This is a genomic window from Nocardioides sp. AE5 (assembly GCF_031844485.1).
In the GTDB taxonomy this organism is placed as follows: domain Bacteria; phylum Actinomycetota; class Actinomycetes; order Propionibacteriales; family Nocardioidaceae; genus Nocardioides.
On record NZ_JAUZVI010000008.1, the window covers coordinates 83,983 to 110,374 of the forward strand.

Below are 26,392 nucleotides of genomic sequence, written 5' to 3' on the forward strand. Positions count from 1 at the left end.
GGTGAAGCGACCGTAGGGACTGTCGTCTGAGCCGCGAGAGCGAGGTACGAGCGGCTGATCACATCGAGTGGTCACTGGGAGCGCCCAAACGGGCTCCCAGACCTCTCCGAGTGACCACTCGAAATGACTCCGGGCCGGCATCCAGTGGATGCCGGCCCGGAGTAGTGGGATCGATCAGCCGATCTTCTCGGTGAGCTTCTTCTTGTCCGCGCGCTGCACGTAGCAGGCGAAGGTGTCGTCGTCGTCCGGGTCGTCGGCCCAGCGGACGATGTTGTACTTGAGGTCGCCGTCGACGCTCGACTCGAGCGCCGAGACGTCCGAGCCCAGCAGGGACTGGCAGACCGCGTAGGAGACACCCGCGTCGGTCAGGTCGTCCATGTTCGTCGGATTGAGGTTCTTGTCCTTGATCTCGCCGAACGTGCCGACATAGACGACCTGGGCGTCGTGGGACTCCGAGCATTCCTTCTTGCGCAGGCCGACACTGTCGCCTGAACTCTCGCTGACGTTCATGCACATCCCGGCGGCCACGTTGTCCTCGGTCACCATCGACTTGGCGAAGACCCAGATGCCGACGCCGATGCCGACACTGGCCAGGGTCAGCACCGCACCGATGGCGATCGCGGAGACCGCGGCCCAGCGCCCCTTGCGCTGGCCTCCCTTGGTGCGCCCCAGGCCGACGAAGCCCAGGATCATGCCGACGATGGAGAGGCAGCAGGTCAGGCTGAGCACGAAGGCGGCGATGGAGAGGCCGTCGGTGCTCTTGCCGGCGTCGTTGCCACCCTGCCACTGGCCGTAGGGCTGGCCCGCCGGATAACCGCCGGGCTGCTGGCCGTACGCCGGCTGCTGGCCGTAGGGCTGGTGGGTGAACGGTTCGTTGTTGCCCGGCTCCTGGTTGTCACCGGCGCCCGGGTACTGGGGAGGAGTAGTCATCGCCAGATCACCCGACCGTCTTGCCGGTGAGCTTGTCACCCTCGCTGTGGCGGGTGAAGCAGACCACGAGGTCACCCTCGGACGGCGAGGAGCTGGCGACCAACGGTCGGACCTCCTGGCCCTCGTCGGCGAGGTCGCTGAGCGAGGTGCCCTTGTCGGTCAGCTCGGCAACGCACTTCTCGCCGGCTGCGTCGATGTCGAAGTCCTTGGCCTCGTCGGCAGAGATCTCGTAGGTGGCATAGATCTCGGCGTCGTGCTCGGAGTCGCAGTTGACCTTCTCGATCGAGTTGATCGACCCCTTGCCGCCGGCGATGTCGGCGCTGTTCACGCACTCGCCAGCCTTGAGGTCGTTGACCGCCACGCCACTGGACTTGTTGTCGTCGTCGCCGGTGAGGGCGAGGATGCCGAAGACGAGGCCGACGATGGCTGCGATCAGGACGATCACCAGGACCACGATCAGCCAGATCTTGGAACCACCCGACTTGCCGCCGGGGCCGCCCGGGCCCTGCTGGCCGTAGGGGCCTTGCTGCCCGTACTGCTGGGGCCCGCCGTACTGGCCCTGCTGGCCGTACTGCTGTCCGTACTGGCTCTGTTGGGGCTGGCCGTACTGCTGGCCACCTTGCTGGGGTGCGCCGTACTGCTGGCCCCCCTGCTGCGGGGCGCCGTACTGCTGGCCACCCTGCTGGGGCGCACCGTACTGGCCGCCCTGCTGGGGCTGGCCGTACTGCTGACCGCCTTGCTGGGGCGCGCCGTACTGCTGGCCACCCTGCTGCGGGGCGCCATACGGGTTCTGGCCCTGCTGCGGGGCACCATAGGGATTGCCTTGCTGGGGCTGCCCGTAGGGGTTCTGGCCCTGGGGCTGGCCCACGTGGCGGGTGGGCTCCTCCGGCGGACCGGCGGGGGGCTGGTTCGAAGACATGTGTGACCTTCCGGGGCGGCTGGCTTCACCGAGACACTTCTGGATTCCGCAGCAGACTATCCGAACGTGGGCCTTGCCAAACGTCCCACCTCGTTGGGAGCGGCAGGGTGTCGCCGCAAGGATTGCCCCGATCGACGGCATGCTGGCGGTCGTGCGCCACATCGATGACAACGAACGCCGGGCCCGGTTGGCTGCCCGCCACGGGATCGCAGCGGACCATCGGCTCGCCGATCCGGTCGCGGCGACCCGGGCGATGACGGTGCTGCACGCCACCGAACCGCCCACCGTGCACCTTTCACTCGCGGCACGCATCGACGGCCTCACCACCGCCGACGTGGACCGGGCGCTCTACGGGGAGCGCAGCCTGGTCCGCCAACTCGCCATGCGGCGCACGCTCTTCGTCTTCCCGCGCGATCTGCTCCCCGCGGCCTGGGGGAGCGCCTCGGCCCGGGTGGCCACCCAGGAGGCAGGCAAGATCGCCCGCGACGTGGTCCGCGCCGGCCTGGCCGACGACGGTCACGCCTGGCTCGCGGCGTGCGAGGCGGAGGTCCTGGCCGCGCTCGAGGGCGCCCCGGCAAGCACGGCCGAGTTGCGGCAGGCGGTGCCGCGGATCGACTCCCGGGTCACCTCCGGCAGCGGCAAGTGGAGTTCGTCGTCGCCGATCGCCTCCCGGGTGCTGACCTGGCTGGGTGCCCGTGGGGTGGTGGTCCGCGGCGAGAACGCGGGCCATTGGCGCCTCTCACGCCACGCCTGGACGCGGGTAGGTGACTGGCTCGACCCGGTGCCGCCCGCCCTCGACGAGGACCAGGGGTACGCCGAGTTGATCCGCCGCTGGCTGGCGACGTTCGGCCCGGGCACCACCCGCGACATCCAGTGGTGGCTGGGTGCCACCGTCTCCGCCGTACGCCGTGGCCTGGCCGACGTGGGTGCGGTCGAGGTCTCCCTCGATGGCGGCGCCACCGGCTGGGTGCTGCCCGACGACGTCGACGAGGCGCCCGCGGTGGCGCCGTGGGCGGCACTGCTCCCGGTGCTGGACCCGACCACGATGGGGTGGAAGGAGCGCGACTTCTACCTGGACCCGGACGACGTGCCCTACCTGTTCGACAGCAATGGCAACGGCGGCACCACCGCCTGGTGGGACGGCCGGATCGTCGGTTGCTGGGTGCAGGACGAGGCGGGTCGGGTCGAGGTGGTTGCCCGGCATCAGTTGCCGCCGGAGGCAGGACGGGCGCTCGCGGTGGAGGCAGAGCGGCTGGGTGCCTGGCTGGACGGGACGGTGATCAACTCGGTCTACGCCTCGCGGCAGATGAAGGCCGAGCGCCTGCCCTGAGCCGCCCGGGGCCGGATAGGGTTCTTCCGTGCGTGAACAGCCCGAACAGCAAGCCCCGCCGGTCCAGCGGCTCCGCATCCGCTACGCCAAGCGCGGTCGCCTGCGCTTCACCAGCCACCGCGACTTCAGCCGCGCCTTCGAGCGCGCCGTCTTCCGGGCCCGGGTGCCGATGGCTTACTCGTCCGGCTTCAACCCCCACCCGCGGATCTCGTACGCCGGTGCGGCGCCGACGGGTTCGGCGAGCGAGGCGGAGTATGTCGAGATCGCCCTGGCCGAGGTCGTCGACCCGGCAGCCGTCCAGGCACTGCTCTCCGAGTCACTGCCCGACGGGCTGGACGTGCTGGCGGTCGCCGAGGCCACCAGTACGTCGTTGGCGGACCTGCTCCAGGCCAGCCGCTGGTTGATCGACGTACCGGCGGAGCCGGCCCGGGTGGAGGCCGCTGTGGCTGCGTTCCTGGCCGCGGACGAAGTCCTGGTCGAGCGGATGACCAAGAAGGGGATGCGCACCTTCGACAGCCGGGCCGCGGTGCGGCAGATGTCCGCAGGCCCGGGGGAGAGGGGCGCCCGGATCGACGTACTCCTGGTCCACGGCACGCCCAGTGTCCGCCCCGACGACGTGCTCACCGCGCTGCGCCAGGTGGCCGCGGACGACCTGGACGTGGACGGGGTGCTGCTCACCCGGGCCAGCCAGGGACCGCTCCTCGAGGACGGGACGATCGGCGACCCGTTCGCCTGACCGGCCGGTGTGTCACCGAGAACACATGCGTTCGTCGATCGGTGTGCGATACTCGACAACAGGTCACCGTGATGCGGATGGTTCGCACACAGACCCGACGACGTTTCTCGCCGGAGCCACCAGGCCCCGGCACAGTGAGTGGAAATCGTCGCCAGACCGCGACGCGGCACCGCATTCGTGACAGGGATGCGCCAGCCCGGCGACCGCGGCAGGTGACGGGAGTTCGCCCAGTGACGCACGAGCGGAGATGCTTCGTCGCCACCTGAAGGCTTTGCGCCGGCTCCTCCGCGGAGGGCCGGCGTCCGACTGGCACCGCGCCGATGGGAATCGGACGGCGCCGAGGAGCACACATGCTCGACGAAGAGAACACCAACGCCAGCGCGACGAACGACGCGATCGAGACCGCGCAGGACCAGCCGGCAGCGGCAGAGCCCGCTGCTGCGGAGGCCGAAGCGGCCCCCGCCCCGGCCAAGAAGGCTGCGGCCAGGAAGACCGCTGCCAAGAAGGCTCCGGTGAAGAAGGCCGCCGCCAAGAAGACCACCACGCGCAAGACGGCGGCGAAGAAGACTGCCGCGACCGAGGCGCCCGAGGGTGAGCAGCCCACCGATGCCGCCGCGACGCCGACCGACGACGCGTCCGCTGAGGCCGCGGCTGCTCCGGCGAAGAAGGCCGCCGCCAAGCGCACCCGCAAGGCACCGGCCAAGAAGGCCGCGGCCAAGCAGGCCAGCACTGACCAGGCCGGCACCGAGCAGGCAGAACTCCCGCTCGACGATGCCCCGAGCGACGCCGCGAACGAGGAAGCCAAGGCCGAGGAGAACTCCGCCACGGCTGTCGTCTTCCAGGCTCCGGTGAAGACCACCACCCGACGCCGTACGACGAAGAAGGTCGCCGCCCCCGAGCCTGCTGCGGACGAGCCCGCCGAGGACGAGCCTGCCGAGGGCGAGGACACGGCCGCCGAGGAGAAGCCGAAGAAGAAGGCCGCCAAGAAGGCCGCTTCCGGCAAGAAGAAGGACGGCGACACGCCGACCGACGCCGATGGCGCCACGGCGGAGAAGTCCGACAAGTCCGAGAAGGCTGACAAGGGAAGCGAGTCCGCCTCCGACGACGAGGCCGCGACCGACGAGAACGGCAACGACGAGAACGGGTCCGACGAGAACAACGCCGACGAGGGCGAGGGGAGCGGCGGACCGCGCCGTCGCCGTCGCCGCGGTGGCCGCCGTCGCCGCAAGTCCGGTGACTCCAACAACGACGGTGCGTCCTCGGACGACTCCGATGACTCCGACGGCGATGGGGACGACGACTCCGACGCCACCGACGGCAACAACGAGAGCAGTGGCGGCAGCAGCCGTCGCCGTCGTCGTCGCCGCCGTGCCGGCGACAACGGTGGGGGCAGTGACGACGACCCGGAGAACACCGTCACCCGGGTCCGCCAGGGCCGCTCGGCCGAGGACCAGATCACCGCGGTCTCTGGCTCCACCCGGCTGGAGGCGAAGAAGCAGCGCCGCCGCGAGGGCCGCGAGGCCGGCCGTCGCCGCGCACCCATCGTGAGCGAGGCCGAGTTCCTGGCCCGCCGCGAGTCGGTGGAGCGGGTCATGGTCATCCGCCAGCGCGAGGACGTCACCCAGATCGCGGTGCTCGAGGACAAGGTCCTCGTCGAGCACTACGTGGCCCGCGAGTCGCAGACCTCCCTGATCGGCAACGTGTACGTCGGCCGGGTGCAGAACGTGCTGCCCTCGATGGAGGCCGCCTTCGTCGACATCGGCAAGGGACGCAACGCCGTCATCTATGCCGGTGAGGTCAACTGGGCGGCGCTGGGCCACAAGGACGGCCAGCCCCGCAAGATCGAGTCGGTCCTGTCCAGCGGCCAGTCGATCCTGGTCCAGGTCACCAAGGACCCGATCGGCCACAAGGGCGCCCGCCTGACCGGCCAGGTGTCGCTGCCCGGCCGGTTCCTGGTCTACGTGCCCGACGGCACCACCAGCGGCATCTCCCGCAAGCTGCCCGACACCGAGCGCGCCCGCCTGAAGAGCCTGCTCAAGGAGATCGTCCCCGACACCGCCGGCGTCATCGTGCGCACCGCGGCCGAGGGCGCCTCCGAGGCCGAGCTCACCCAGGACGTGGAGCGGCTCAAGGCGCGCTGGGAGGACATCGAGACCAAGTCGAAGTCCGGCAAGGCGCCGCAGCTCCTCTACGGCGAGCCCGACCTCACCCTCAAGGTGGTGCGCGACCTCTTCACCGAGGACTTCACCAAGCTCGTCATCGAGGGCGACACCGCCTGGGAGACCGTCCAGGGATATGTCTCCCACGTCGCCCCCGACCTCGAGGAGCGACTGGAGCGCCACGAACCGGAGGACGGCCGCGACGCGTTCGCGACCTACCGGATCGACGAGCAGATCGCCAAGGGACTCGACCGCAAGGTCTGGCTGCCCTCCGGTGGTTCGCTGATCATCGACCGCACCGAGGCGATGACCGTGGTCGACGTCAACACCGGCAAGTTCACCGGCTCCGGGGGCAACCTGGAGGAGACCGTCACCAAGAACAACCTCGAGGCGGCCGAGGAGATCGTGCGCCAGCTCCGACTGCGCGACATCGGCGGCATCATCGTCGTCGACTTCATCGACATGGTCCTGGAATCCAACCGTGACCTGGTGCTCCGTCGCCTGGTCGAGTGCCTGGGCCGCGACCGCACCCGCCACCAGGTCGCCGAGGTGACCTCGCTGGGCCTGGTCCAGATGACCCGCAAGCGGATCGGGACCGGTCTGCTCGAGGCGTTCAGTGAGGACTGCCCGCACTGCCAGGGACGCGGCTTGCTCGTCCACGAGATGCCGATCGAGCCGAAGTCGAACGACGACCGTGGCGGTCGCTCGAACAACCGCCGCTCGCGCGGCAAGGGCCGTGGTGACCAGGACAACCAGGAGAACAAGAAGCCCTCGCCCAAGGACGTCGCCGCCGTGGCCCGCGCCGAGAACGCGGACAAGGCACCCCTGGACGAGGCTCCTGCCGAGGACGCCAAGGGCGACGCCGGCGAGAAGCGGACCGACACGAAGGACGCCGACAAGGCCCCCGCAGAAAAGTCCGGCGCAGAGAAGCCTGCGGAGCAGACGGACGAGCGTGACCGCTCCGGCGCCGCGAGCGGCCGCGGCCGTGGTGGCCGTTCCACGGGCAAGGACGCTGACCAGGCCATTGGCAAGGACACCGACAACGACGCGGACCAGGGCACAACGCCCGCGGCCGATCCTGCCGTCACGACCGCCGACCAGCCCGCCGCCCCGACCGCGGACCAGTCCGGGGAGCAGGCGGGCGAGCCGGCAAAAGGAGACGCTGGGACGCCGGATGCTGGCCAGGATGGGGCTCAGGCGACGCAACCCAAGGTCGTGACCCGGACCCGTCGCCGGGCCAGCCGCCCGACCGGGGTCTCCACGCCTCCGGTCGAGCCGGTCACCTTCACGGCCAGTACGCCGGCACCCGCTGCGGCACCGGACGAGGAGGCCCCGGCGCCGAAGGTGGTCACCCGGACCCGCACCCGTGGTGGGGCGAGTCGGGCGGCCGGCAGCGCTGACGCACCGGCGACCGAGGCCGAGGCGGACTCCGCACCGGTCGACGTACACGTGCCGATCAAGAAGAAGGGCTCGCGCAAGCACTGAGCGGCGTACTGCGGGAAGCAGAGTGGCTCGTTTTGCACCAAGCCGCCAGGTGACCGTAGTATTGATCCTCGGTGTGCATCCGCACGCCCATCCTGTGCGGCCCCGGCGAGGGCCCCAGGCCCAGAAATTTTGAGCAGTTGGAACCGACGAAGGAGACCGCGGTGTACGCGATCGTGCGCGCAGGCGCCACTCAGCAGAAGGTTGCCGTGGGCGACGTCATCGAGATCGACAAGCTGGAGACGGCTGTCGGTGAGTCGGTCACCCTTCCGGTGCTGCTCGTGGTCGACGGCGAGGCTGTCACGACCGACGCCTCGGCCCTCGACAAGGCCTCGGTGACCGCCGAGGTGCTCGGTGCCACCAAGGGCCCGAAGATCATCATCCAGAAGTACAAGAACAAGACCGGCTACAAGAAGCGCCAGGGCCACCGCCAGAAGTACACCCAGGTGAAGGTCACCGCGATCAACGCGTGAGCCTCGGACTGACGATCTTCCACTGAACTCCTAAGGACTGAAAAATGGCAAGCAAGAAGGGCGCCTCCTCCACCAAGAACGGGCGCGACTCCAACTCCAAGCGCCTGGGCGTGAAGCGCTTCGGCGGTCAGAGCGTCAACGCGGGCGAGATCATCGTCCGCCAGCGCGGCACCCAGTTCCACCCGGGCACCAACGTCGGTCGCGGTGGCGACGACACCCTGTTCGCCCTCGCCGCCGGTGCGGTCGAGTTCGGCACCCGTCGCGGTCGCCGTGTGGTGAACATCGTCCCGGGTGAGTGACTGACGCTCACCTGACTTCGTGGCCGGAGCAGTTCCGGCCACATCCTCAAAGGCGTCCCTAGACTCGGGGGGCGCCTTTGGCATTTACCCCAGGAGATCTCCATGGCAGTTCCGACATTCGTCGACGAGGTACGCCTCCACGTGGCGGCGGGTCGTGGCGGCAACGGCGTTGCGTCGGTGCACCGGGAGAAGTTCAAGCCGCTGGGCGGCCCCGACGGCGGCAACGGCGGACCCGGCGGGTCGGTGATCCTGCGCGTGGACCCCGACGTCACCACGCTGATCGACTACCACCACAGCCCGCGCCGCAAGGCCGAGAACGGCGCCCAGGGCGCCGGCGCCCACCGCAACGGTGCCCACGGTGCCGACCTGGTGCTCCCGGTGCCCGACGGCACCGTGGTCTCGGATGCCCGCGGCAACGTGCTGGCCGACATGGTCGGCGCAGGCACCGAGATGGTGATCGCCCAGGGCGGACGCGGGGGACTGGGCAACGCGGCCCTGGCCTCGTCCAAGCGGAAGGCCCCCGGCTTCGCCCTGCTCGGCGAGCCCGGTGACGAACTGGAGATCCGCCTGGAGTTGAAGGTCGTCGCCGACATCGGCCTGGTCGGCTTCCCCAGCGCCGGCAAGTCGTCGCTGATCGCTGCGATCTCCCGGGCCCGGCCCAAGATCGCGGACTACCCCTTCACCACGCTGGTGCCCAATCTGGGCGTGGTCCGCGCCGGTGACACCACCTTCACCGTCGCCGACGTGCCGGGCCTGATCGAGGGCGCCGCCGAGGGACGCGGACTGGGGCACGAGTTCCTGCGCCACATCGAGCGGTGCGCGGCCCTGGTCCACGTGGTCGACACCGCCAGCATCGAGCCCGGGCGCAACCCGGTCGACGACCTCGCGGTGATGGAGAACGAACTGGCCCGCTATGGCGGTCTCGAGGACCGGCCGCGCCTGGTCGCGCTGAACAAGGTCGACGTGCCGGACGGACGCGACATCGCCTCCTTCGTCGTCGACGAGTTGCGCGAGAAGGGACTGCGGGTCTTCGAGGTCAGCGCCGCCTCCGGCGAGGGGATGCGCGAACTCACCTTCGCGATGGCCGAGATCGTGGCCCGGGCCCGCGCAGAGCGGCCGGTGGTCGAGGCACAACGGATCGTGTTGCGTCCCGGGGCGGCTGATGGCAGCGACACCTTCACCGTCAAGCAGACCGGCGAGGGGTGGCGCGTGCGCGGCGAGAAGCCGGAGCGGTGGGTGCGCCAGACCGACTTCAGCAACGACGAGGCCGTGGGCTTCCTGGCCGACCGCCTCAACCGGCTCGGGGTCGAGGACCGCCTGGTGCAACTCGGTGCCGTCGAGGGCGACACCGTGCTGATCGGCCACCCGGACAACGCCGTCGTCTTCGACTTCAAGCCCGGCATCGAGGCGGGGGCCGAGATGCTCGGACGCCGCGGTGAGGACCAGCGGTTCCTCGAGGACCGCCCGGCAGCCCAGCGACGCCGCGACATCGACGAGGCGATGGAGCAGCGCAGCGAGACCGAGACCCGCGCCGACGTCGCCCGCCGCCTCGACCGCGGGGACGACGCCGGGCCGGGGCGGCCGATGGCGTATGAGATCGGCTCGACCGAGGACCCGGACTGGAACGAGTACGACCCCGACGGCGTACAGGGAGAGGACGACGAGGAGTGAACCTGCGTCCCGAGGTGACCGCGGCACGCCGGGTCGTGGTCAAGGTGGGCTCCTCGTCGCTGACCACCGCTGCCGGCGGCATCGACCCTGACCGGCTCCGCGGCCTCGTCGACACGCTGGCCGCCGTGCGCGCACGCGGCGCCGAGGTCGTCCTGGTCTCCTCCGGTGCGATCGCGGCGGGGCTGGCACCACTGGGCCTCAAGCGCCGCCCGCGCGGGCTGGCCGCGCAGCAGGCGGCCGCCTCGGTGGGGCAGGGCCTGCTGGTGCGCCACTACACCGAGGACCTGGCCCGCCACGGCATCGTCACCGGGCAGGTGCTGCTCACCGTCGACGACGTGACCCGGCGTGCGCACTACCGCAACGCGCACCAGACCTTCGCCAAGTTGCTCGAACTCGGCGTGCTGCCGATCGTCAACGAGAACGACACCGTGGCCACGTCGGAGATCCGCTTCGGCGACAACGACCGGCTGGCTGCACTGGTGGCGCACCTGGTCCATGCCGACCTGCTGGTGCTCCTCTCCGACGTGGACGGCCTGTACGACGGCAACCCGGCGCGCGAGGGCACCTCACTGATTCCTGACGTGCGCGGCGAGGCCGACCTGGTCGGCGTGGAGATCGGCACGGTCGGTGCTGCCGGGGTCGGCACCGGGGGGATGACCACCAAGGTCGAGGCGGCCCGGATCGCTACCGGTGCGGGGATCCCCGTCGTGCTCACCTCCGCGCCCAACGCTGCTGCCGCCCTGGCCGGGGAACCAGTCGGCACGCTCTTCCACGGCCGCGGCAAGCGCCGTCCGACCCGTCTGCTGTGGCTGGCGCATGCCACCGAGGCCAAGGGACAGGTGCTCGTCGACGCTGGTGCGGTGCGTGCCGTGGTCGAACGGCGCGCGTCACTGCTGGCCGCGGGGGTGCTCGGTGCCAGCGGCGCCTTTGCCGCCGGTGACCCGATCGATGTGGTCGGACCGGACGGCGCGGTGGTCGCGCGGGGACTGGTGAACTTCGACTCCGAAGAGATCCCGGCCCTGGCCGGCAAGTCGTCCCACGCGCTCAAGCGCGAGCTGGGTGCGGCGTACGAGCGCGAGATCATCCACCGCGACGACATGGTGATCCTCTGACATGAGGGTCCGGGCCTGATAGGAAAGAGGCGCCGCGGCAGCAGCCCGGTACTCGACCTCAGGCAGGTGGCATGACGGGCACCGAGGAAGCCCTTGTGGACTTCGACCCGGAGTTGATCGGGCGACTGAACCGCTGGGAGCGCCGTGCCGCGCAGTGGTGCTATCGCCGGTGGCCGGATGAGTCCGGTCGATACCCACGGGCGATCGTGCCGATGCCGTGGCCTCCCTCGCGCGCCTCCAGGGGCCGCGATGCCGCGATGGCCGGCGTCGCGATCTCCGCAGTCCTGCTGACGCTGGGCTGGGGTGTCGTGCTCATCGTTGTCCTCGCGGCCGATGCGACCGGGATGGTGGACCTTCCGCAGTCCGTTGTCGACAGCGATCTCGTGGTGCTGCCGGCCGCCCTGCCGATGGCCTGGATCTTCGTTCGCTGCTTCTACCTGAACCGCTTCTTCATCGCACGCCACGGCGACGAGTTGCGCCCGTTCCCCTTCCACCTGGAGCGAGAGGTGCCGCTCCTCGATCCGGAACAGTCACCGGGTTCGAAGCAGAACCGCACAGCGGCGGCGTATGCACAGATCAGGGAGCAGGGGGACCCACGAGTGGTGGCGCCCGAGGTCGTGGCTGACCTGACGCGCTGGGAGCAGGCCCACCTGGACCTCCGGCTCAGGCACCGCCTTCGGCAGGTGGGTCTGAACGCCTTCCGCTATCCGGATGACGAGCCGGCATCGTCCATCGCCCGGAGGATCGGAGTGGGGGCCGTCGGCAGCCTGGCGCGGAGGATCGCTGCACGCGTCGGGCTGGTCGCCCTGGCAGCATTCGCGGTGCTCGTCGTCGAGGTCGACCTGGAGCACGAGGTGGCTTCCCCTGCGGCACGGATGGTGCTCCTGGCCTGCCTCGGGATCCTGATCGTCCTGGTCCCGGTCTGGGTGGTGCGGCGTTGGCAAGTGGGTCGCTGGTTCGCCCGGGTGGCCGGGAGGCCCACTGCGTAGTCCACGAAATGGTTCTGGTTCGGGCACGCCGTACCCTTGAGGATGCAATGACCACCGTTTACCTCGACCACGCCGCGACCACGCCGATGCTGCCGTGCGCCGTCGACGCGATGGCCGAGCAGTTCGCGCGCACCGGCAACCCGTCGTCGCTGCACGCCTCGGGGCGCCACGCGCGCCGGGTGGTGGAGGAGTCGCGCGAGCGGATCGCCCAGGCGCTCAACTGCCGCCCCGGTGAGGTGGTCTTCACCTCCGGTGGCACCGAGGCCGACAACCTGGCGGTCAAGGGCATCCACTGGGCGCGCGGGCGCGCGCGGATCCTGTCCACCGCCGTCGAGCACCACGCCGTCCTGGACCCCCTGCACTGGCTGGCCGAGTCCGGCGGCGCCGACGTCACGCTGCTGGGGGTCGACGCGCAGTGCCGGCTCGACCTGCCCGCCCTCGAGGCGGCCATCGCGCAGGGCGGCGACGACATCAGCCTGATCTCGGTGATGTGGGCCAACAACGAGGTCGGCACGCTGCAGACGATCTCCGAGGTGGTCGCACTCGCCGCCGCCCACGGCATCCCGGTGCACACCGACGCAGTCCAGGCGATCGGTGCGGTGCCGGTCGACTTCGCTGCCTCCGGGGTCGATGCGCTCACCCTGACTGGCCACAAGGTCGGCGGCCCCTTCGGCGTCGGTGCGCTCGTGGTACGCCGTGAACTCGAGGTGGCGCCGCTGCTGCACGGCGGCGGCCAGGAGCGCGACATCCGCTCCGGCACGATCGACACCCCGGCGATCGCCGGGTTCGCCGCCGCAGTCGAGGAGACGGTGAAGCACCAGGCCGAGCACCACGCCCGGCTGCGGGCGCTGCGCGAGCGCCTGGTCGACGGCGTACGCCGTGCAGTCCCCGATGTGCTCGTCTCCGGCGACCCCGAGCGTTCCCTGCCCGGCCACGCCCACCTGCGCTTCCCCGGCTGCGAGGGGGATTCGCTGCTGATGCTGCTCGACGCCCGCGGCATCGAGTGCTCCACCGGCTCGGCCTGCAACGCCGGCGTGCCGCAGGCCTCGCACGTGCTGCTGGCGATGGGGTGCACCGACGCCGAGGCGCGCAGCTCGCTGCGGTTCTCCCTGGGCCACACCAGCACCACCGCCGACGTGGACGCCGTCATCGACGCCATCGCCCCCGTGGTCGAGCGGGCCCGCGCGGCCGGTGTGAAGCGGGGCCTGGCATGAGGGTCCTTGCTGCCATGTCCGGGGGCGTCGACTCCGCGGTCGCCGCCGCCCGCGCTGCCGAGGCCGGCCACGACGTCACCGGCATCCACCTGGCACTCTCGCGCAACCCCAAGTCGTATCGCTCCGGGGCCCGTGGCTGCTGCACCATCGAGGACAGCAACGACGCCCGCCGCGCCGCCGACGTGATCGGCATCCCGTTCTATGTCTGGGACATGTCGGACGAGTTCCACGAGGCGGTCGTCGAGGACTTCATGGACGAGTACGCCGCCGGCCGCACGCCCAACCCGTGCCTGCGGTGCAACGAGAAGATCAAGTTCGCCGCCGTCCTCGAGCGCGGGCTGGCACTCGGGTTCGACGCGGTCGCCACCGGCCACTACGCACAGCTGCGCACCGGCGACGACGGGCTGATCGAGATGCACCGGGCCATCGACCACGGCAAGGACCAGTCCTACGTGCTCGGCGTGCTCACCCAGGAGCAACTGGCCCACTCGCTCTTCCCGCTCGGCGATTCGGTCAAGGACGACGTGCGGCTCGAGGCCGAGCGGCGCGGCCTGATGGTCGCGCACAAGCCGGACTCGCACGACATCTGCTTCATCGCCGACGGCGACAACGCCGGCTGGCTGCGCGAGAAGCTCGGCGACCGCGCCCCCAACCAGGGCGGGGACATCGTCGACCAGGCCACCGGTGAGGTGCTCGGCCAGCACCAGGGCACCACGGCCTACACGATCGGGCAGCGGCGCGGCCTGCGGATCGGCCGCCCGGCACCCGACGGCAAGCCCCGCTTCGTGCTCGACATCGAGCCGGTCTCCGGCACCGTCACCGTCGGCCCGCGCGAGGCGCTGCGGATCGACCGGATCTCCGGCATCCGCGCGCGCTGGTGCGGCACCGTCCCCGACCTCCTCGAAGGCACCGTGCAGTTGCGGGCGCACGGCGCCGAGCACCGGGCACGCGTGCGTACGTCGCACAGTGCCGACGCAGGCCAGGGCGAGGCCGACCTGGTGGAGATCGAACTGCTCGACCCCGCCGAGGGGATCGCCCCCGGCCAGGCCGCGGTGATCTATGACGGCACCCGCGTGGTCGGCTCGGCCACCATCTCGGCCACGGCCCGCAGCGAGGCCCTGCTCTGATGGTGCTGGCGAGTGGCATCGGCTCGATGCCCGGCGGTTCAGCGCAGGCCTCCGAAGCCGACAACGCGCGCGCCTTCGACGAGGCCGCCCGGGTCGTGGTCGGCGAACTGACCGACCTGCTGGCGATCCCGGAACTGCCCGGACGGGGCGCGATCGCCTCGATGACCGGGCGCACCCTGGGCCTGGTCACCGAGATCCCTGCCGACCTGCAGCCCTTCGGGTGGCGGCTGGCCGGTGCCACCGGGATGGACCAGCGCCGGGCGCGTTCGTTGCTGGCCCAGGACCTGGACCGCATCGAGGAACTCACCCAGGGGTTCACCGGCATCATCAAGCAGCAGGTGGCCGGGCCGTGGACCCTGGCCGCCACGGTCGACAAGCCCCGCGGTGACAAGGTGCTCTCCGACCACGGCGCCCGTCGTGACCTGGCCGAGGCGCTCGGGGAAGCCCTTGCCGCGCACGTGGCGGACCTGCGACGCCGCGTCCCGGGGGCAGGCGAGATCATCATCCAGGTCGACGAGCCCGCGCTGCCGGCGGTGCTGGCCGCCCAGGTGCCGACCCTCTCCGGCTGGGGCAAGCACCGCGCCGTTGCCGTGCCGGATGCCTCCGCGATGCTGGAACGACTCTTCGCCACCATGGAAGGGGCAGGCGCGACCCCGATCGTGCACTGCTGTGCGCCCGGCTTGCCGATCAGCCTGGTCCGTGGCGCGGGCGCCCGCGGCGTCGCCGTCGACCTGGCCATGCTCGACGCCGGCGGGTACGACGACCTGGCCGCCACCCTGGAAGCGGGGGAGCGGGTGCTGCTCGGGGTGGTCCCGACGACGGGCGACGTGCCTGGCGATGCCCGGGTGACCGAGCAGGTGCTGCGGTTGTTCGACCTGATCGGCCTGGAGCCGACAGCATCCCTGGTGATCACGCCTGCCTGCGGGCTGGCCGGCGGGAGCATGGAACGGGCCCGCGCCGCGATCACGGTGGCGCGCAAGGTCGCGGCGAACCTCTCCTGAGCCCCGGCGCGGAGGTGTTCAGCCGAGCATCGCCAAGGCGCGGCTGATCGCGAACTCGTTCCACGCCGCGATGTCCCGCAGCATGTAGTGCCCCACCTGCCCCATGTCGTGCATCTCCGTCGTGCTGGCCACAGCGGCCGCGCGGTCGACGTACCGCTTGGTCGCCCCGGAGCTGGTGATCCTGTCCCGTCGCCCGTGCGCGGCGGCCAGGTGGCGGCCGCGCAACGCGCCGATCGGGTCGTCGACCGGCAGCCAGGGCGCCAGCGCGACCACGCCGCTCACCGACTGGTGATCGGCTACGTGGACCGCGGTCCGGGCGCCCATCGAGTGGCCGAGGAGCACCACGGGCACGTCGCCGAGCGCGGCGACCACCTGGTCCAGCGCCCACCGGGCATCAGGCACCGGCGACGGCGAGTGCACGTCGTTCCAGCCGCGGTGCCGATAGCGCAGCAGCCAGGTGCTCACCTGGCTCCGGTGCGCGATCGGGGTGATCGCCCGTTGCATCGCATGGGATCGGCGCCACGACATGCTCCGCCAGTCCACCGGCGAGGTCGAGTGCTCCTTGCCGCCGTGCAGCATCAGCAGCACCGCATGCGGATCGGGTGCGTCGTGCCGCGTCAACGCCGGAGTGGTCACGGGTCGGATCCTGTCATGCCCGGCCACCTCCGCGGCCCCGTCATACTCGATCACATGAAGGCATTCGTCCCCGCCGGGCTGGTCGGATTGCTCGCCGGGATCCTGCTCAGCGGGCTGGCCCTGCTCGGGGTGGGCCAGCCCTCGCGATGTCGGTGGCACCCGGCAAGATGGTGCCCATGAGCAGCGACGAGGTCTCCACCGCCACCCCGGAAGCGCGCGAGCGGCACCGGGAACTCTCCGAACAGGTGGAGGACGCCCGCTGGCGCTACTACGTGCTCGACGACCCCACCCTCTCCGACGCCGACTTCGACACCCGGATGCGGGAACTGGAGGAGCTGGAGGTCCAGTTCCCCGAGCTGCGCACCCCCGACTCGCCCACCCAGAAGGTCGGCGGAGCGGTCTCCACCCAGTTCACGGCGATCGACCACCTGCAGCGGATGGAGAGCCTGGACAACGCGTTCTCCTTCGAGGAGATGGACGCCTGGCACGCCCGCCTGGCCCGCGACGGCGTCGCAGACCCCGCACTGCTCTGCGAGCTGAAGGTGGACGGCCTGGCGATCAACCTGCTCTACGAGGGCGGCAAGCTGGTCCGGGCGCTGACCCGCGGCGACGGACGCACCGGTGAGGACGTCACCCCCAATGTCAAGACCATCTCCTCGATCCCGCACCGGCTCACCGGCACCGACGCGTTCGGCGTACCGGACCTGGTCGAGGTGCGCGGCGAGGTCTTCTTGCCGGTGGAGGCGTTCGAGAAGCTCAACGAGTCGATGCTCGACGCCGGCAAGCCGCCCTTCGCCAACCCCCGCAACGCCGCCGCCGGCTCGCTGCGGCAGAAGAACCCGAAGGTGACCGCCACCCGCGCCCTGGGCATGGTCTGCCACGGCATCGGCGCGCGCGAGGGGTTCGAGCCCGGCGCCCAGTCCGAGGCGTACGCCGCACTGGCGGCCTGGGGGCTGCCGACCTCCGAGCGGGTCCGGGTGGTCGCCACCCTGGCCGAGGTCAAGGAATTCATCGACCACTGCGGCGAGCACCGCCACGACGTCGAGCACGAGATCGACGGGGTGGTGGTCAAGGTCGACGACTACGCCCTGCAACGCCGGCTCGGATCCACCAGCCGCGCCCCGCGCTGGGCGATCGCCTACAAGTACCCACCCGAGGAGGTCCACGCCAAACTGCTGGACATCCGGGTCAACGTCGGCCGCACTGGCCGGGTGACGCCGTACGGCGTGATGGAGCCGGTCCGGGTCGCCGGATCGACGGTGGAGAATGCCACCCTGCACAACGCCCACGAGGTGAAGCGCAAGGACGTCCGCCCCGGCGACACCGTGATCCTGCGCAAGGCGGGCGACGTGATCCCCGAGATCCTCGGCCCGGTCCTGCCGCTGCGCCCCGAAGGACTCGCAGCCTGGGTGATGCCGAGCGAGTGCCCCGCCTGTGGCAGCACGCTGGTCGAGCAGAAGGAGGGCGACAAGGACCTGCGCTGCCCCAACCACCGCGACTGCCGCGCCCAGGTGGTTGAGCGGGTCTTCCACGTCGCCGGCCGCGGCGCCTTCGACATCGAGGGACTCGGCTATGAGGCAGCAGTCGCGCTGCTCGACGCCGGCGTGATCCAGAACGAGGGCGACGTCTTCCGGCTCACCGCCGACCAGTTGCGCCGCGCGCCGCTCTTCACCCGTGCCCCGAAGAAGGACGAGGGCGAGGCGCCGGTGCTCTCGGCCAACGGGCAGAAGCTGCTGGACAACCTCGACCAGGCCAAGGAAGCACCGCTGTGGCGGGTGCTGGTGGCGCTCTCCATCCGCCACGTCGGCCCGACCGCGGCCCGCGCGCTGGCCACCCGGCTCGGCTCGATGACCGCGATCCGCGAGGCCGACGAGGCCGTGCTCGGCGACATCGAGGGCGTCGGCCCGACCATTGCCGCCTCGGTGCGCGAATGGTTCGACGGCGCCGAAGCGGAGTGGCACACCGAGATCGTCGACAAGTGGACCGTCGACGGCGTCCGGATGGCCGACGAGCGCGACGACTCGATCCCGCGCACCCTGGAGGGGCTCACCATTGTCGCCACCGGGTCACTGCAGAACTTCACCCGCGACTCGGTCAAGGAAGCGATCATCGCCCGCGGCGGCAAGGCGTCCGGATCGGTCTCGAAGAAGACCGACTTCGTGGTGGTTGGCGAATCGGCCGGCTCCAAGGCGGACAAGGCCGAACAACTCGGCGTAACGATCCTCGACGAGGCCGGCTTCGAGAAGCTCCTGGCCGAGGGGCCCGCCGCCTTCGGTGACCCGGACGACGAACCGGTCAGCCCGCCTGCCTGACCACCTCGACCACGGCCGCGGCCGCAGCCTCCTGCTCGGCGGCGAACGGGTGGTACGCCGCCGCCCGGTCGGGCAAGTCCACCGCACCGTTGACCCACGGGTCATCGGCACAGATGTCATGGCCCTCACTGAGGGCGAACATGTCCACGAACTCCGCGCCGTGGTTCGCGGCCGCCTCGGCGAGGGCCGTGTTGAAGGCGACGTTCAACTCCCGGGCATAGGCCATGTCGCCCTCGGTGATCGGGAACCGGTCCGGGCAGGCGCCGCTGGCCGGAGCCAGTTGCGGATAGCCGACCACCACGACCAGGGCGTTGGGGGCACGCTCGACGATGCCGGCCAGGACGGCGTCGACGCGACGGGTGGAGGCCTCCACCTTGGCCAGCAGGCTCTTGTCGTCGTCACCCTCCTTGATCTCGCGGCACGGTGATCCCTCGCCGAACTCCTGGGCGATCACCACGCAGTCGGTCAGCAGGCTGGCGAAGACGCCCTCGTCGTTGCCGCCGATGGTGATCGTGACCAGGTCGGTCTCCTCGTCCAGGGCGTCGAATTGGGGAGGTCGCCCGGGGCCCTGGGACTCGCTCATGTGCACCGTGCTGGCGCCGCCGCAACTGGCGTCGACCAGGGTCGCCACCTCGAGTTCCGCGGCGACCAGTGCGGGGTAGTTGTTCGACGAGGGGAAGCACGGGTTGTTCGCATCTGTTTGTGGCACGCCCGGCGCCGTCACGTAGGAGTCGCCGAGCGCGACATAGGCGATCCCGTCGCCGCCGTCGCCGGATTCGCGCCAGTTCGCCGGCGTGACGACTGGCTCCTCCTTGGCCTCCTGGGCAGGACAACCGGCGAGCACCAGGGCGGCGGCCACCGCCGCGGTGGCAGCGAGGGTACGGCGTACGGGACGGGTCATGGGCATGGCACCAGCATGCCAGTGCCGTTCACCGCAGGCGCAGTCCCAGCACCGCGTTCTCCAGCACCTCGGCCATCGCCGGGTGGATCCAGTACTGCCCGCGTGCCATCTCGGGCGCTGGCAGGCCGAAGGAGAGGGCCTGGATGGCGGGCTGGATCAGCGTCGATGCGTCCGGCCCCATCACGTGCGCACCGAGCAGCAGGCCGGTGCCGCGGTCGGCGATGACCTTGCACAGGCCCGTGGTGTCCTCCAGCGCCCAGCCGTACGCCGTGTCGCCGTACGCACGGGTCGAGGTGACCACGTCGTGGCCGGCCTCGCGTGCCGCCGCCTCGGTGAGCCCGACAGTGGCGATCTGCGGCCGGGTGAAGACGGCCGAGGGGACGAAGCGGTGGTCGAAGGAGCGCTGGTCGTCGGGGTTGGCCAGGTTGTGCGCGATGGTGCGCGCCTCGTGGTTGGCGACGTGCTTGAGCTGGTACGGCGAGGAGATGTCGCCCAGCGCCAGCACGCCGTCGACGCTGGTGCGGCCACGTTCGTCGACCTTGATCCGCCCGTCCGGGTGCACCTCGATGCCGGTGGCCTCCAGCCCGAGCCGGTCGCTGTTCGGCACCCGTCCGGTGGCGACCAGGAGCAGGTCGGTCTCGACCCGGGTGCCGTCGTCGAGGTCCAGCGCCACGGCGCCGGAGCGGTCCGGGTCATCGAGGGAGGTGGCGCTGGCGACGGTGCGGCCCAGGTGCACGGTCCACTGCTCCTGGGCGAGTGCGGTGTAGGCGTCGCGCAGGTCGTCGTCGAGGCGGCGCAGCAGGGCGGGGCCCCGGTTGACGATGGTGACCTCGACCCCGAGCCCGGAGAGGATGTGCGCGAACTCGGCAGCGATGAAGCCGCCGCCGATGATGGTGGCGGTGCGGGGGAGTGCGTCGATCCGCATCACAGTGTCGCTGGTGTGGAACGGCACGTCGGCCAGTTCCGGCGGCACCGTGGCGCGGGCGCCGGCGGCGATCACGATCGTGTCCGCACTGACCTCCTCCTCGCCGGCATCGGTGGCGACCAGCAGCGTGTGGTCGCCGGTGAACCGGGCGTGGCCGGCGTACACCGTGGTGTTGGGGCCGTCGCGGCGGGCCTGGCGGGCCGAGGCGGAATAGGGGTCGATCCGGTCGAAGACCCGGTCGCGGATGTCACCCCAGCGCACCCCGGCCAGGTTCGCGTCGATCCCGAGCCGGGCCGCGTCGCGGACCTGGTCGGCCACCTCGGCAGCATGGACGAACATCTTGGTCGGGATGCACCCCACGTTGAGGCAGGTGCCGCCGAAGAGGCCCTCCTCGATCACGGCGAACTGCTTGTCGGCCAGCGCCCGGTTCATCAGGAAGTTCCCGGAGCCGGCCCCGATGACGGCGATGTCGAAGTGGGTCATGGGGCCAGCATAGGATCGGGTCCATGCCAGAGATTTCCCGTGACGAGGTCGCCCACCTGGCCGACCTCGCCCGCATCGACCTGTCCGAAGCCGAGCTGGAACAGATGGCACCCCAGCTCTCGGTGATCCTCGAGTCGGTAGCCTCGATCAGCGACGTCGCTGCCGCGGACATCCCGCCGACCTCGCACCCGCTGCCGCTGACCAACGTCTTCCGCGAGGACGTGGTCGTGCCCGGGCTCACCGCCGAACAGGCCTTGGCCGGTGCACCGGAGTCGGAGCAGCAGCGCTTCTCCGTCCCGCGGATCCTGGACGAGGAGGCGTGATGACCGACTCCCGCTTCCTGCGCGCCTCTGCTGCCGACCTGGCCGAGGCGCTTGCCGCCGGTGAGGTCACCAGCGTCGAACTGACCCAGCTCTTCCTGGACCGGATCGCCGCCGTCGACGGCGCCGTGCACGCCTTCCTCCACGTCGACGCCGAGGGTGCCCTGGCCCAGGCCCGGGCGGCCGACGAGCGCCGTGCCGCCGGCAACCCGGCCTCGCCGCTGGACGGCGTACCGGTGGCGGTCAAGGACGTGCTGACCACCGAGGGCCTGCCCACCACCTGCGGCTCGAAGATGCTCGAGGGCTGGATCCCGCCGTACGACGCCACCGTGGTCACCCGGCTCCGCGAGGCCGGCCTGCCGATCCTGGGCAAGACCAACATGGACGAGTTCGCGATGGGCTCCTCCACCGAGCACTCCGCCTACGGGCCCACGCACAACCCGTGGGACCTGGACCGGATCCCCGGCGGTTCCGGTGGTGGCTCGGCCGCCGCGGTGGCCGCCTTCGAGGCGCCGCTGGCGATCGGCACCGACACCGGCGGCTCGATCCGCCAGCCCGGCGCCGTCACCGGCACCGTGGGCGTCAAGCCGACCTACGGCGCCATCTCGCGCCACGGACTGGTCGCGATGGCCAACTCGCTCGACCAGGTCGGCCCGGTCACCCGCACCGTGCTCGACGCGGCACTCCTCCACGAACTGATCGGCGGGCACGACCCGCGCGACTCCACCAGCATCGCCGAGCCGCTGCCGTCGCTGGTCGACGCCGCCCGTGCCGGCGCCGCTGCAGACCTGCGCGGGCTGCGGGTCGGCGTGATCAAGGAACTCGGCAGCGACGCCTCCGCCGAGGCGGGCTGGCAGCCGGGCGTGATGGCGCGCTTCTCCGAGTCGCTGGACCTGCTCGTCTCCGCCGGCGCCGAGGTGGTCGAGGTCTCCTGCCCGAACTTCGTGCATGCGCTGGCGGCGTACTACCTGATCATGCCGTCGGAGGCCTCCTCCAACCTCGCCAAGTTCGACGCGATGCGTTATGGCCTGCGCGTGGTGCCCGATGGTGACCCGAGCGCCGAGGACGTGATGCGTGCTTCGCGCGACGCCGGCTTCGGTGACGAGGTCAAGCGCCGGATCATCCTGGGCACGTATGCGCTCTCCAGTGGCTACTACGACGCCTACTACGGCCAGGCGCAGAAGGTGCGGACCCTGATCAGCCGCGACTTCGAGCAGGCGTTCGCCTCGGCGGAGGTGCTGGTCTCGCCGACCGCACCGACCACGGCGTTCAAGCTGGGGGAGAAACTGGATGACCCGATCGCGATGTACCTCAACGACCTCGCCACCATCCCGGCGAACCTGGCCGGCGTACCGGGCATCTCCCTGCCCAGCGGCCTGGCTGACGAGGACGGCCTCCCTGCCGGGTTCCAGATCCTCGCCCCGGCGATGGCTGATGACCGGCTCTACCGGGTCGGTGCCGCACTGGAAGCACTGCTGGAGAAGAAGTGGGGTGGTCCGATCCTTGACCGCGCCCCCGAGCTGAGCGGAGGCCAGGCCTGATGAGCGACACCCTGCTCTCCTTCGAGGAGTCCCTGGAGAAGTTCGACCCGGCGATGGGCCTGGAGGTCCACGTCGAGTTGAACACCAACACCAAGATGTTCTGCGGCTGCCCGGCCGTCTTCGGCGGCGAGCCGAACAGCCAGGTCTGCCCGACCTGCCTGGGCCTGCCCGGCGCGATGCCGGTGGTCAACGCCAAGGCCGTCGAGTCGGCGATCCGGATCGGGCTCGCGCTCAACTGCGAGATCGCCGAGTGGTGCCGCTTCGCCCGGAAGAACTACTTCTATCCGGACATGCCGAAGAACTTCCAGACCTCGCAGTACGACGAGCCGATCGCCTTCGAGGGCTACCTCGACGTCGAGCTCGCCGACGGCGAGATCGTCCGGGTGGAGATCGAGCGCGCGCACATGGAGGAGGACACCGGCAAGTCGCTGCACGTGGGCGGTGCCACCGGGCGGATCCACGGCGCCTCCCACTCGCTGGTCGACTACAACCGGGCCGGGATCCCGCTGATCGAGATCGTCACCAAGCCGATCCTGGGCACCCGGGAGAAGGCACCCGAGGTGGCCAAGGCGTACGTCGCCCAGTTGCGCGAACTGATCGTCGCGCTGGGTGTCTCCGATGCACGCATGGACCAGGGGTCGATCCGCGCGGACGTGAACCTCTCCCTGGCGCCGGTCGGCACCGGTGAACTGGGCACGCGGACCGAGACCAAGAACGTCAACTCGCTCCGCTCGGTGGAGCGGGCGGTCCGCTACGAGATGCAGCGGCACGCGGCGGTGCTCTCCGATGGCGGGTCGATCCTGCAGGAGACCCGGCACTGGCACGAGGACACCCAGATCACCACCAGCGGCCGACCGAAGTCGGACGCCGACGACTACCGCTACTTCCCCGAGCCCGACCTGGTGCCGGTGGCGCCGAGCCGCGAGTGGGTCGCCGAGTTACGGGGCACCCTGCCCGAAAACCCGCGCGAGAAGCGGGCCCGGTTGCAGGCCGAATGGGGCTTCTCCGACCTGGAGATGCGCGACACGGTCGGTGCCGGGGCACTGGGCCTGGTCGAGGAGACGATCGCCGCCGGTGCCGCCCCGCAGGCGGCCCGCAAATGGTGGCTCTCGGACCTGGCCCGCCGGGCCAACGACACCGGTGTCGAGATCGCCGACCTGGGCGTCAGCCCGGCCGACGTGGCCGCGGTCCAGGCGCTGGTCGAGGAGGGCAAGCTCAACGACAAGCTGGCCCGCCAGGTCTTCGACGGCCTGCTCGCCGGTGAGGGCACGCCTGCGGAGATCGTGGCCGCCCGCGGACTGGAGATCGTCTCCGACGACGGCGCGCTCGGCGCGGCCGTGGACAAGGCGATCGCCGAGAACCCCGACGTCGCCGACAAGATCCGCGACGGCAAGGTGGCCGCCGCCGGCGCGCTGATCGGCTCGGTGATGAAGGAGATGCGCGGCCAGGCCGACGCCGGCCGGGTCCGCGAACTGATCCTGGAGAAGCTCACCTGACACGAACGCTCACTCGTTGTGTCGCGAACGCTCACTCGTTGCGTCGCGAACGCTCAGTCGTTGCGCCTCGAGAGCTCAATCGTTGTTGTCGTGCCTGGTGACGTGAGCGGGCTGGCATCAATGATTGAGCTTTCGGACATCAACGGTTGAGCGTTCGTGTCACTCGAGGGTGAGTTCGAGGATGCGGTCGTCGCCCTGGGCGGGGTCGCCGCGGCCGTCACGGTTGGACGTGGTCAGCCACAGGTTGCCGTTGGGGGCGACGGCAACCGTCCGCAGGCGGCCGTAGTCGCCCACGAAGTACGCCGTGGGGTCGCTGGCCTGCCCGTCGGTGACGGTGACCCGCCACAGGCGTTCGCCCCGCAACGACGCCATCCACAGGTGCCCGCCGGCGTACGCCAGGCCTGAGGGGGAGGCATCGTCGGTCGGCCAGGTCACGTGGGGATCGATCAGGCCCTGGCCGCCGCCGGTGCCCTCGACCTGCGGCCAGCCGTAGTTGCCCCCGGCCTCGATCCGGTTCACCTCATCGAACGACTTGTCGCCGAACTCGCTGGCCCACAACTGCCCGGTCTCGTCGAAGGCGAGCCCCTGCACGTTGCGGTGGCCCAGTGACCAGACCAGGCCACCATCCGGGTTGCCGGGTGCCGGGTCGCCCTCAGGGGTCATCCGCAGGATCTTGCCGCCGAGCGACTCCTCGTCCTGGGAGAGGCCACGGTCGCCGGAGTCACCGGTGGAGGCGTAGAGATAGCCGTCCGGGCCGAAGGCGAGTCGGCCGCCGTCGTGGGTGAATCCGTGCGGGATCCCGGTCAGGATCGGCTCGGGCGTGCCCAGGCGTTCACCGTCGAAGGTGGCCTTCACGATCCGGTTGTCCGAGCCGGTGGAGAGGTAGAGGAAGAGGGTCTGGTCCTCGTCGAAGTCGGGGGAGACGGCGATGCCCAGCAGGCCTGCCTCGCCCTGGGCGACCGCCTCGGAGAGGACGCCGATCTCGCGCGCCTGGCCGTCCTCGATCACCAGCACCCGCCGCGAGTCGCGCTCGGTGACCACTGCGGTGCCGTCGGGCAGGAAGTCCAGGCCCCACGGAGCCGCCAGCCCGGAGACCACGGTGTTCGCCACCGCCGGCTCCGGGGGAGCGGTCGGGGTGTCGGCCTGGGAGGGTGGGGCATCCGGGCTCGCCGACGGCGTACCGGACGGGGCGTTCGACGACGGTACGCCGGCCCCGCCCCCGGGTGCCTCGGCGTCATCGGCGCCGCAGCCGGCCAGGAGCGTGGCGCCCAGCGCCAGGGCCGCGAGGCGTACGTGCAGGGTCGAAGATCGATCGTGCCGCATGTGCACGAGGCTAGCCAACCGATGGGAACGCAGGCGCGCTCCGGATGCGGCTCAGGACCCGGAGGCGACCCGCTCCAGGAAGTCCTCGAGCAGTTCCTGGAAGCGGCCCGGCTGCTCCATCGCGATGAAGTGGCTGCCGCTCAACTCGGTGTACGACGCCCCCTCGATGCGCTCGGCGGCCGTGGCCATGTCGCGGGCCCCGGCCAGGATGTCCCAGGAGGCGCCGACGAAGGCGACCGGGACCTTCACCTTGCTCAACGAGACCCGGCCGTGGCGCGAGGTGGTCAGGGCGAGGTGGAAGTACCAGTCGATCGGGGTGGTGAGGAACTCCCGGATCGCGTGCGCGGCAAGGGTCTCGTCCTCGACGGAGAACATGAAGCCGGTGTGACCCAGCAACCGCACCGCGGTCTCGCTGATTGGCAACCGCCGGGCGATCGGGGTGAGCGCCGATCCGGTGAGGGCCAGGGTGCGCGACAGGTTCACGGTCAATGCCCGGGCGACGAACCGCGGCAGGTGCAGCGGGGCCAGCATGGTGGCGAAGGTGTCCCCGGGGACACCGGCATAGGCGAAGAGGCCCAGCACCCGGTCGGGGTGGCGCACCGCGAACTCGAACATGGTGTTGACGCCCATCGACCAGCCCATCAGGACGGCCTGGTCCACCCCGGTGTGGTCCATCACCGCCACGGCGTCCTCGACGAAGGAGTCGATCCCGACCTGGCGCCGGTCGGCCGGCCGTGCGGACCCACCGGTGCCGCGGTGGTTCCACGAGATGACCCGGATGTTGCTCTCCGGGCGCAGCAGCGACGGTGTCGTCCACGGGTTGGTGCCGAGCCCGTTGCAGAGCACGACGGTCGGGCCGTCGAGCAGGCAGTCCGGGTCGTTGGTCCATGCCTTGAGCACGGTGCCGTCGGCGGAGACGACGTCGAAGAAGAAGACCTCGGGGATCGCGGTGCTGGTGGCGGAGTCGGGTCGGGCGATGGCGGCCATGCCCAGCATTGTGAGGCATCGGCCGG

Annotated in this window: 23 protein-coding genes; 16 read left to right on the top strand and 7 right to left on the bottom strand. The window is 70.8% G+C overall.

All coding sequences use genetic code 11. The annotated features are described in order from the left end of the window. Window positions 1-174: 174 nt before the first annotated feature. Window positions 175-930 carry a DUF4190 domain-containing protein gene (locus Q9R27_RS12705; protein WP_311252756.1) on the bottom strand — a complete coding sequence of 252 codons (756 nt, stop codon included), beginning with the start codon at window positions 928-930 and terminating at the stop codon, window positions 175-177. A gap of 7 nt (window positions 931-937) precedes the next feature. Further along, window positions 938-1,849 (bottom strand): hypothetical protein, encoded by a 912-nt coding sequence (locus Q9R27_RS12710; RefSeq protein ID WP_311252757.1) that lies wholly within the window; start codon window positions 1,847-1,849, stop codon window positions 938-940. A gap of 151 nt (window positions 1,850-2,000) precedes the next feature. Between Q9R27_RS12710 and Q9R27_RS12715 the strand changes: the two genes are divergently transcribed. From Q9R27_RS12715 to Q9R27_RS12765, 11 genes are all read left to right on the top strand, one after another. Then, on the top strand, window positions 2,001-3,179 hold the full coding sequence (locus Q9R27_RS12715; protein ID WP_311252758.1) for a winged helix DNA-binding domain-containing protein: 1,179 nt from the start codon (window positions 2,001-2,003) through the stop codon (window positions 3,177-3,179). A gap of 28 nt (window positions 3,180-3,207) precedes the next feature. Beyond that, a complete protein-coding gene (locus Q9R27_RS12720; RefSeq protein ID WP_311252759.1) occupies window positions 3,208-3,915 on the top strand; it encodes a TIGR03936 family radical SAM-associated protein in 708 nt (235 codons plus the stop codon). A 350-nt stretch (window positions 3,916-4,265) separates the two neighbouring features. Continuing rightward, entirely contained in the window at window positions 4,266-7,559 is a 3,294-nt protein-coding gene (locus Q9R27_RS12725) for an Rne/Rng family ribonuclease (RefSeq protein ID WP_311252760.1), read from the top strand. Window positions 7,560-7,720: 161 nt separating this feature from the next. Then, on the top strand, window positions 7,721-8,029 hold the full coding sequence (gene rplU / locus Q9R27_RS12730; protein WP_311252866.1) for a 50S ribosomal protein L21: 309 nt from the start codon (window positions 7,721-7,723) through the stop codon (window positions 8,027-8,029). Window positions 8,030-8,073: 44 nt separating this feature from the next. Then, entirely contained in the window at window positions 8,074-8,328 is a 255-nt protein-coding gene (gene rpmA / locus Q9R27_RS12735; RefSeq protein ID WP_311252761.1) for a 50S ribosomal protein L27, read from the top strand. Window positions 8,329-8,430: 102 nt separating this feature from the next. Beyond that, a complete protein-coding gene (obgE, locus tag Q9R27_RS12740) occupies window positions 8,431-9,999 on the top strand; it encodes a GTPase ObgE (RefSeq protein ID WP_311252762.1) in 1,569 nt (522 codons plus the stop codon). Beyond that, window positions 9,996-11,111: a glutamate 5-kinase gene (gene proB / locus Q9R27_RS12745; RefSeq protein WP_311252763.1), complete on the top strand. Its 1,116-nt coding sequence runs from the start codon at window positions 9,996-9,998 to the stop codon at window positions 11,109-11,111. The genes obgE and proB overlap by 4 nt, the downstream gene beginning before the upstream one ends. 71 nt (window positions 11,112-11,182) lie before the next feature. Then, window positions 11,183-12,100 carry a hypothetical protein gene (locus tag Q9R27_RS12750; protein ID WP_311252764.1) on the top strand — a complete coding sequence of 306 codons (918 nt, stop codon included), beginning with the start codon at window positions 11,183-11,185 and terminating at the stop codon, window positions 12,098-12,100. A 47-nt stretch (window positions 12,101-12,147) separates the two neighbouring features. After that, window positions 12,148-13,314, top strand: a complete 1,167-nt coding sequence (locus tag Q9R27_RS12755; RefSeq protein ID WP_311252765.1) for a cysteine desulfurase family protein — start codon at window positions 12,148-12,150, stop codon at window positions 13,312-13,314. Next, a complete protein-coding gene (gene mnmA, locus Q9R27_RS12760) occupies window positions 13,311-14,441 on the top strand; it encodes a tRNA 2-thiouridine(34) synthase MnmA (RefSeq protein ID WP_311252766.1) in 1,131 nt (376 codons plus the stop codon). Before Q9R27_RS12755 ends, mnmA begins: the two co-directional genes overlap by 4 nt. After that, the gene (locus Q9R27_RS12765; protein ID WP_311252767.1) at window positions 14,441-15,442 is read left to right on the top strand and encodes a methionine synthase; all 1,002 of its coding nucleotides are present in this window, start codon (window positions 14,441-14,443) and stop codon (window positions 15,440-15,442) included. The genes mnmA and Q9R27_RS12765 overlap by 1 nt, the downstream gene beginning before the upstream one ends. Before the next feature lie 18 nt (window positions 15,443-15,460). Here the strand turns inward: Q9R27_RS12765 and Q9R27_RS12770 are convergent, their stop codons facing one another. Continuing rightward, window positions 15,461-16,078 carry an alpha/beta fold hydrolase gene (locus Q9R27_RS12770; RefSeq protein WP_311252768.1) on the bottom strand — a complete coding sequence of 206 codons (618 nt, stop codon included), beginning with the start codon at window positions 16,076-16,078 and terminating at the stop codon, window positions 15,461-15,463. A 54-nt stretch (window positions 16,079-16,132) separates the two neighbouring features. Here Q9R27_RS12770 and Q9R27_RS12775 point away from each other — a divergent pair, with 54 nt between their 5' ends. Both Q9R27_RS12775 and ligA read left to right on the top strand, forming a co-directional pair. After that, window positions 16,133-16,258 (top strand): hypothetical protein, encoded by a 126-nt coding sequence (locus Q9R27_RS12775; RefSeq protein ID WP_311252769.1) that lies wholly within the window; start codon window positions 16,133-16,135, stop codon window positions 16,256-16,258. Further along, window positions 16,255-18,390 (top strand): NAD-dependent DNA ligase LigA, encoded by a 2,136-nt coding sequence (gene ligA / locus Q9R27_RS12780; RefSeq protein WP_311252770.1) that lies wholly within the window; start codon window positions 16,255-16,257, stop codon window positions 18,388-18,390. Before Q9R27_RS12775 ends, ligA begins: the two co-directional genes overlap by 4 nt. Here ligA and Q9R27_RS12785 read toward each other — a convergent pair. Both Q9R27_RS12785 and Q9R27_RS12790 read right to left on the bottom strand, forming a co-directional pair. Continuing rightward, window positions 18,374-19,297, bottom strand: a complete 924-nt coding sequence (locus Q9R27_RS12785; protein ID WP_311252771.1) for an SGNH/GDSL hydrolase family protein — start codon at window positions 19,295-19,297, stop codon at window positions 18,374-18,376. The two genes, ligA and Q9R27_RS12785, sit on opposite strands and share 17 nt — an antisense overlap. Before the next feature lie 22 nt (window positions 19,298-19,319). Further along, entirely contained in the window at window positions 19,320-20,699 is a 1,380-nt protein-coding gene (locus Q9R27_RS12790) for a mycothione reductase (protein WP_311252772.1), read from the bottom strand. A 23-nt stretch (window positions 20,700-20,722) separates the two neighbouring features. Between Q9R27_RS12790 and gatC the strand changes: the two genes are divergently transcribed. The 3 genes from gatC to gatB are packed head-to-tail and all read left to right on the top strand — an operon-like array spanning window position 20,723 to window position 24,056. Continuing rightward, on the top strand, window positions 20,723-21,022 hold the full coding sequence (gene gatC, locus Q9R27_RS12795; RefSeq protein WP_311252773.1) for an Asp-tRNA(Asn)/Glu-tRNA(Gln) amidotransferase subunit GatC: 300 nt from the start codon (window positions 20,723-20,725) through the stop codon (window positions 21,020-21,022). Continuing rightward, window positions 21,022-22,560: an Asp-tRNA(Asn)/Glu-tRNA(Gln) amidotransferase subunit GatA gene (gene gatA, locus Q9R27_RS12800; RefSeq protein ID WP_311252774.1), complete on the top strand. Its 1,539-nt coding sequence runs from the start codon at window positions 21,022-21,024 to the stop codon at window positions 22,558-22,560. The genes gatC and gatA overlap by 1 nt, the downstream gene beginning before the upstream one ends. After that, the gene (gene gatB, locus Q9R27_RS12805) at window positions 22,560-24,056 is read left to right on the top strand and encodes an Asp-tRNA(Asn)/Glu-tRNA(Gln) amidotransferase subunit GatB (RefSeq protein WP_311252775.1); all 1,497 of its coding nucleotides are present in this window, start codon (window positions 22,560-22,562) and stop codon (window positions 24,054-24,056) included. Before gatA ends, gatB begins: the two co-directional genes overlap by 1 nt. Window positions 24,057-24,215: 159 nt before the next feature. Here the strand turns inward: gatB and Q9R27_RS12810 are convergent, their stop codons facing one another. Then, the gene (locus tag Q9R27_RS12810) at window positions 24,216-25,379 is read right to left on the bottom strand and encodes a PQQ-dependent sugar dehydrogenase (protein WP_311252776.1); all 1,164 of its coding nucleotides are present in this window, start codon (window positions 25,377-25,379) and stop codon (window positions 24,216-24,218) included. 51 nt (window positions 25,380-25,430) lie between these two features. Then, complete coding sequence (locus tag Q9R27_RS12815) at window positions 25,431-26,366, bottom strand: alpha/beta hydrolase (protein WP_311252777.1); 936 nt, start codon at window positions 26,364-26,366, stop codon at window positions 25,431-25,433. Between the last annotated feature and the right edge of the window lie 26 nt (window positions 26,367-26,392).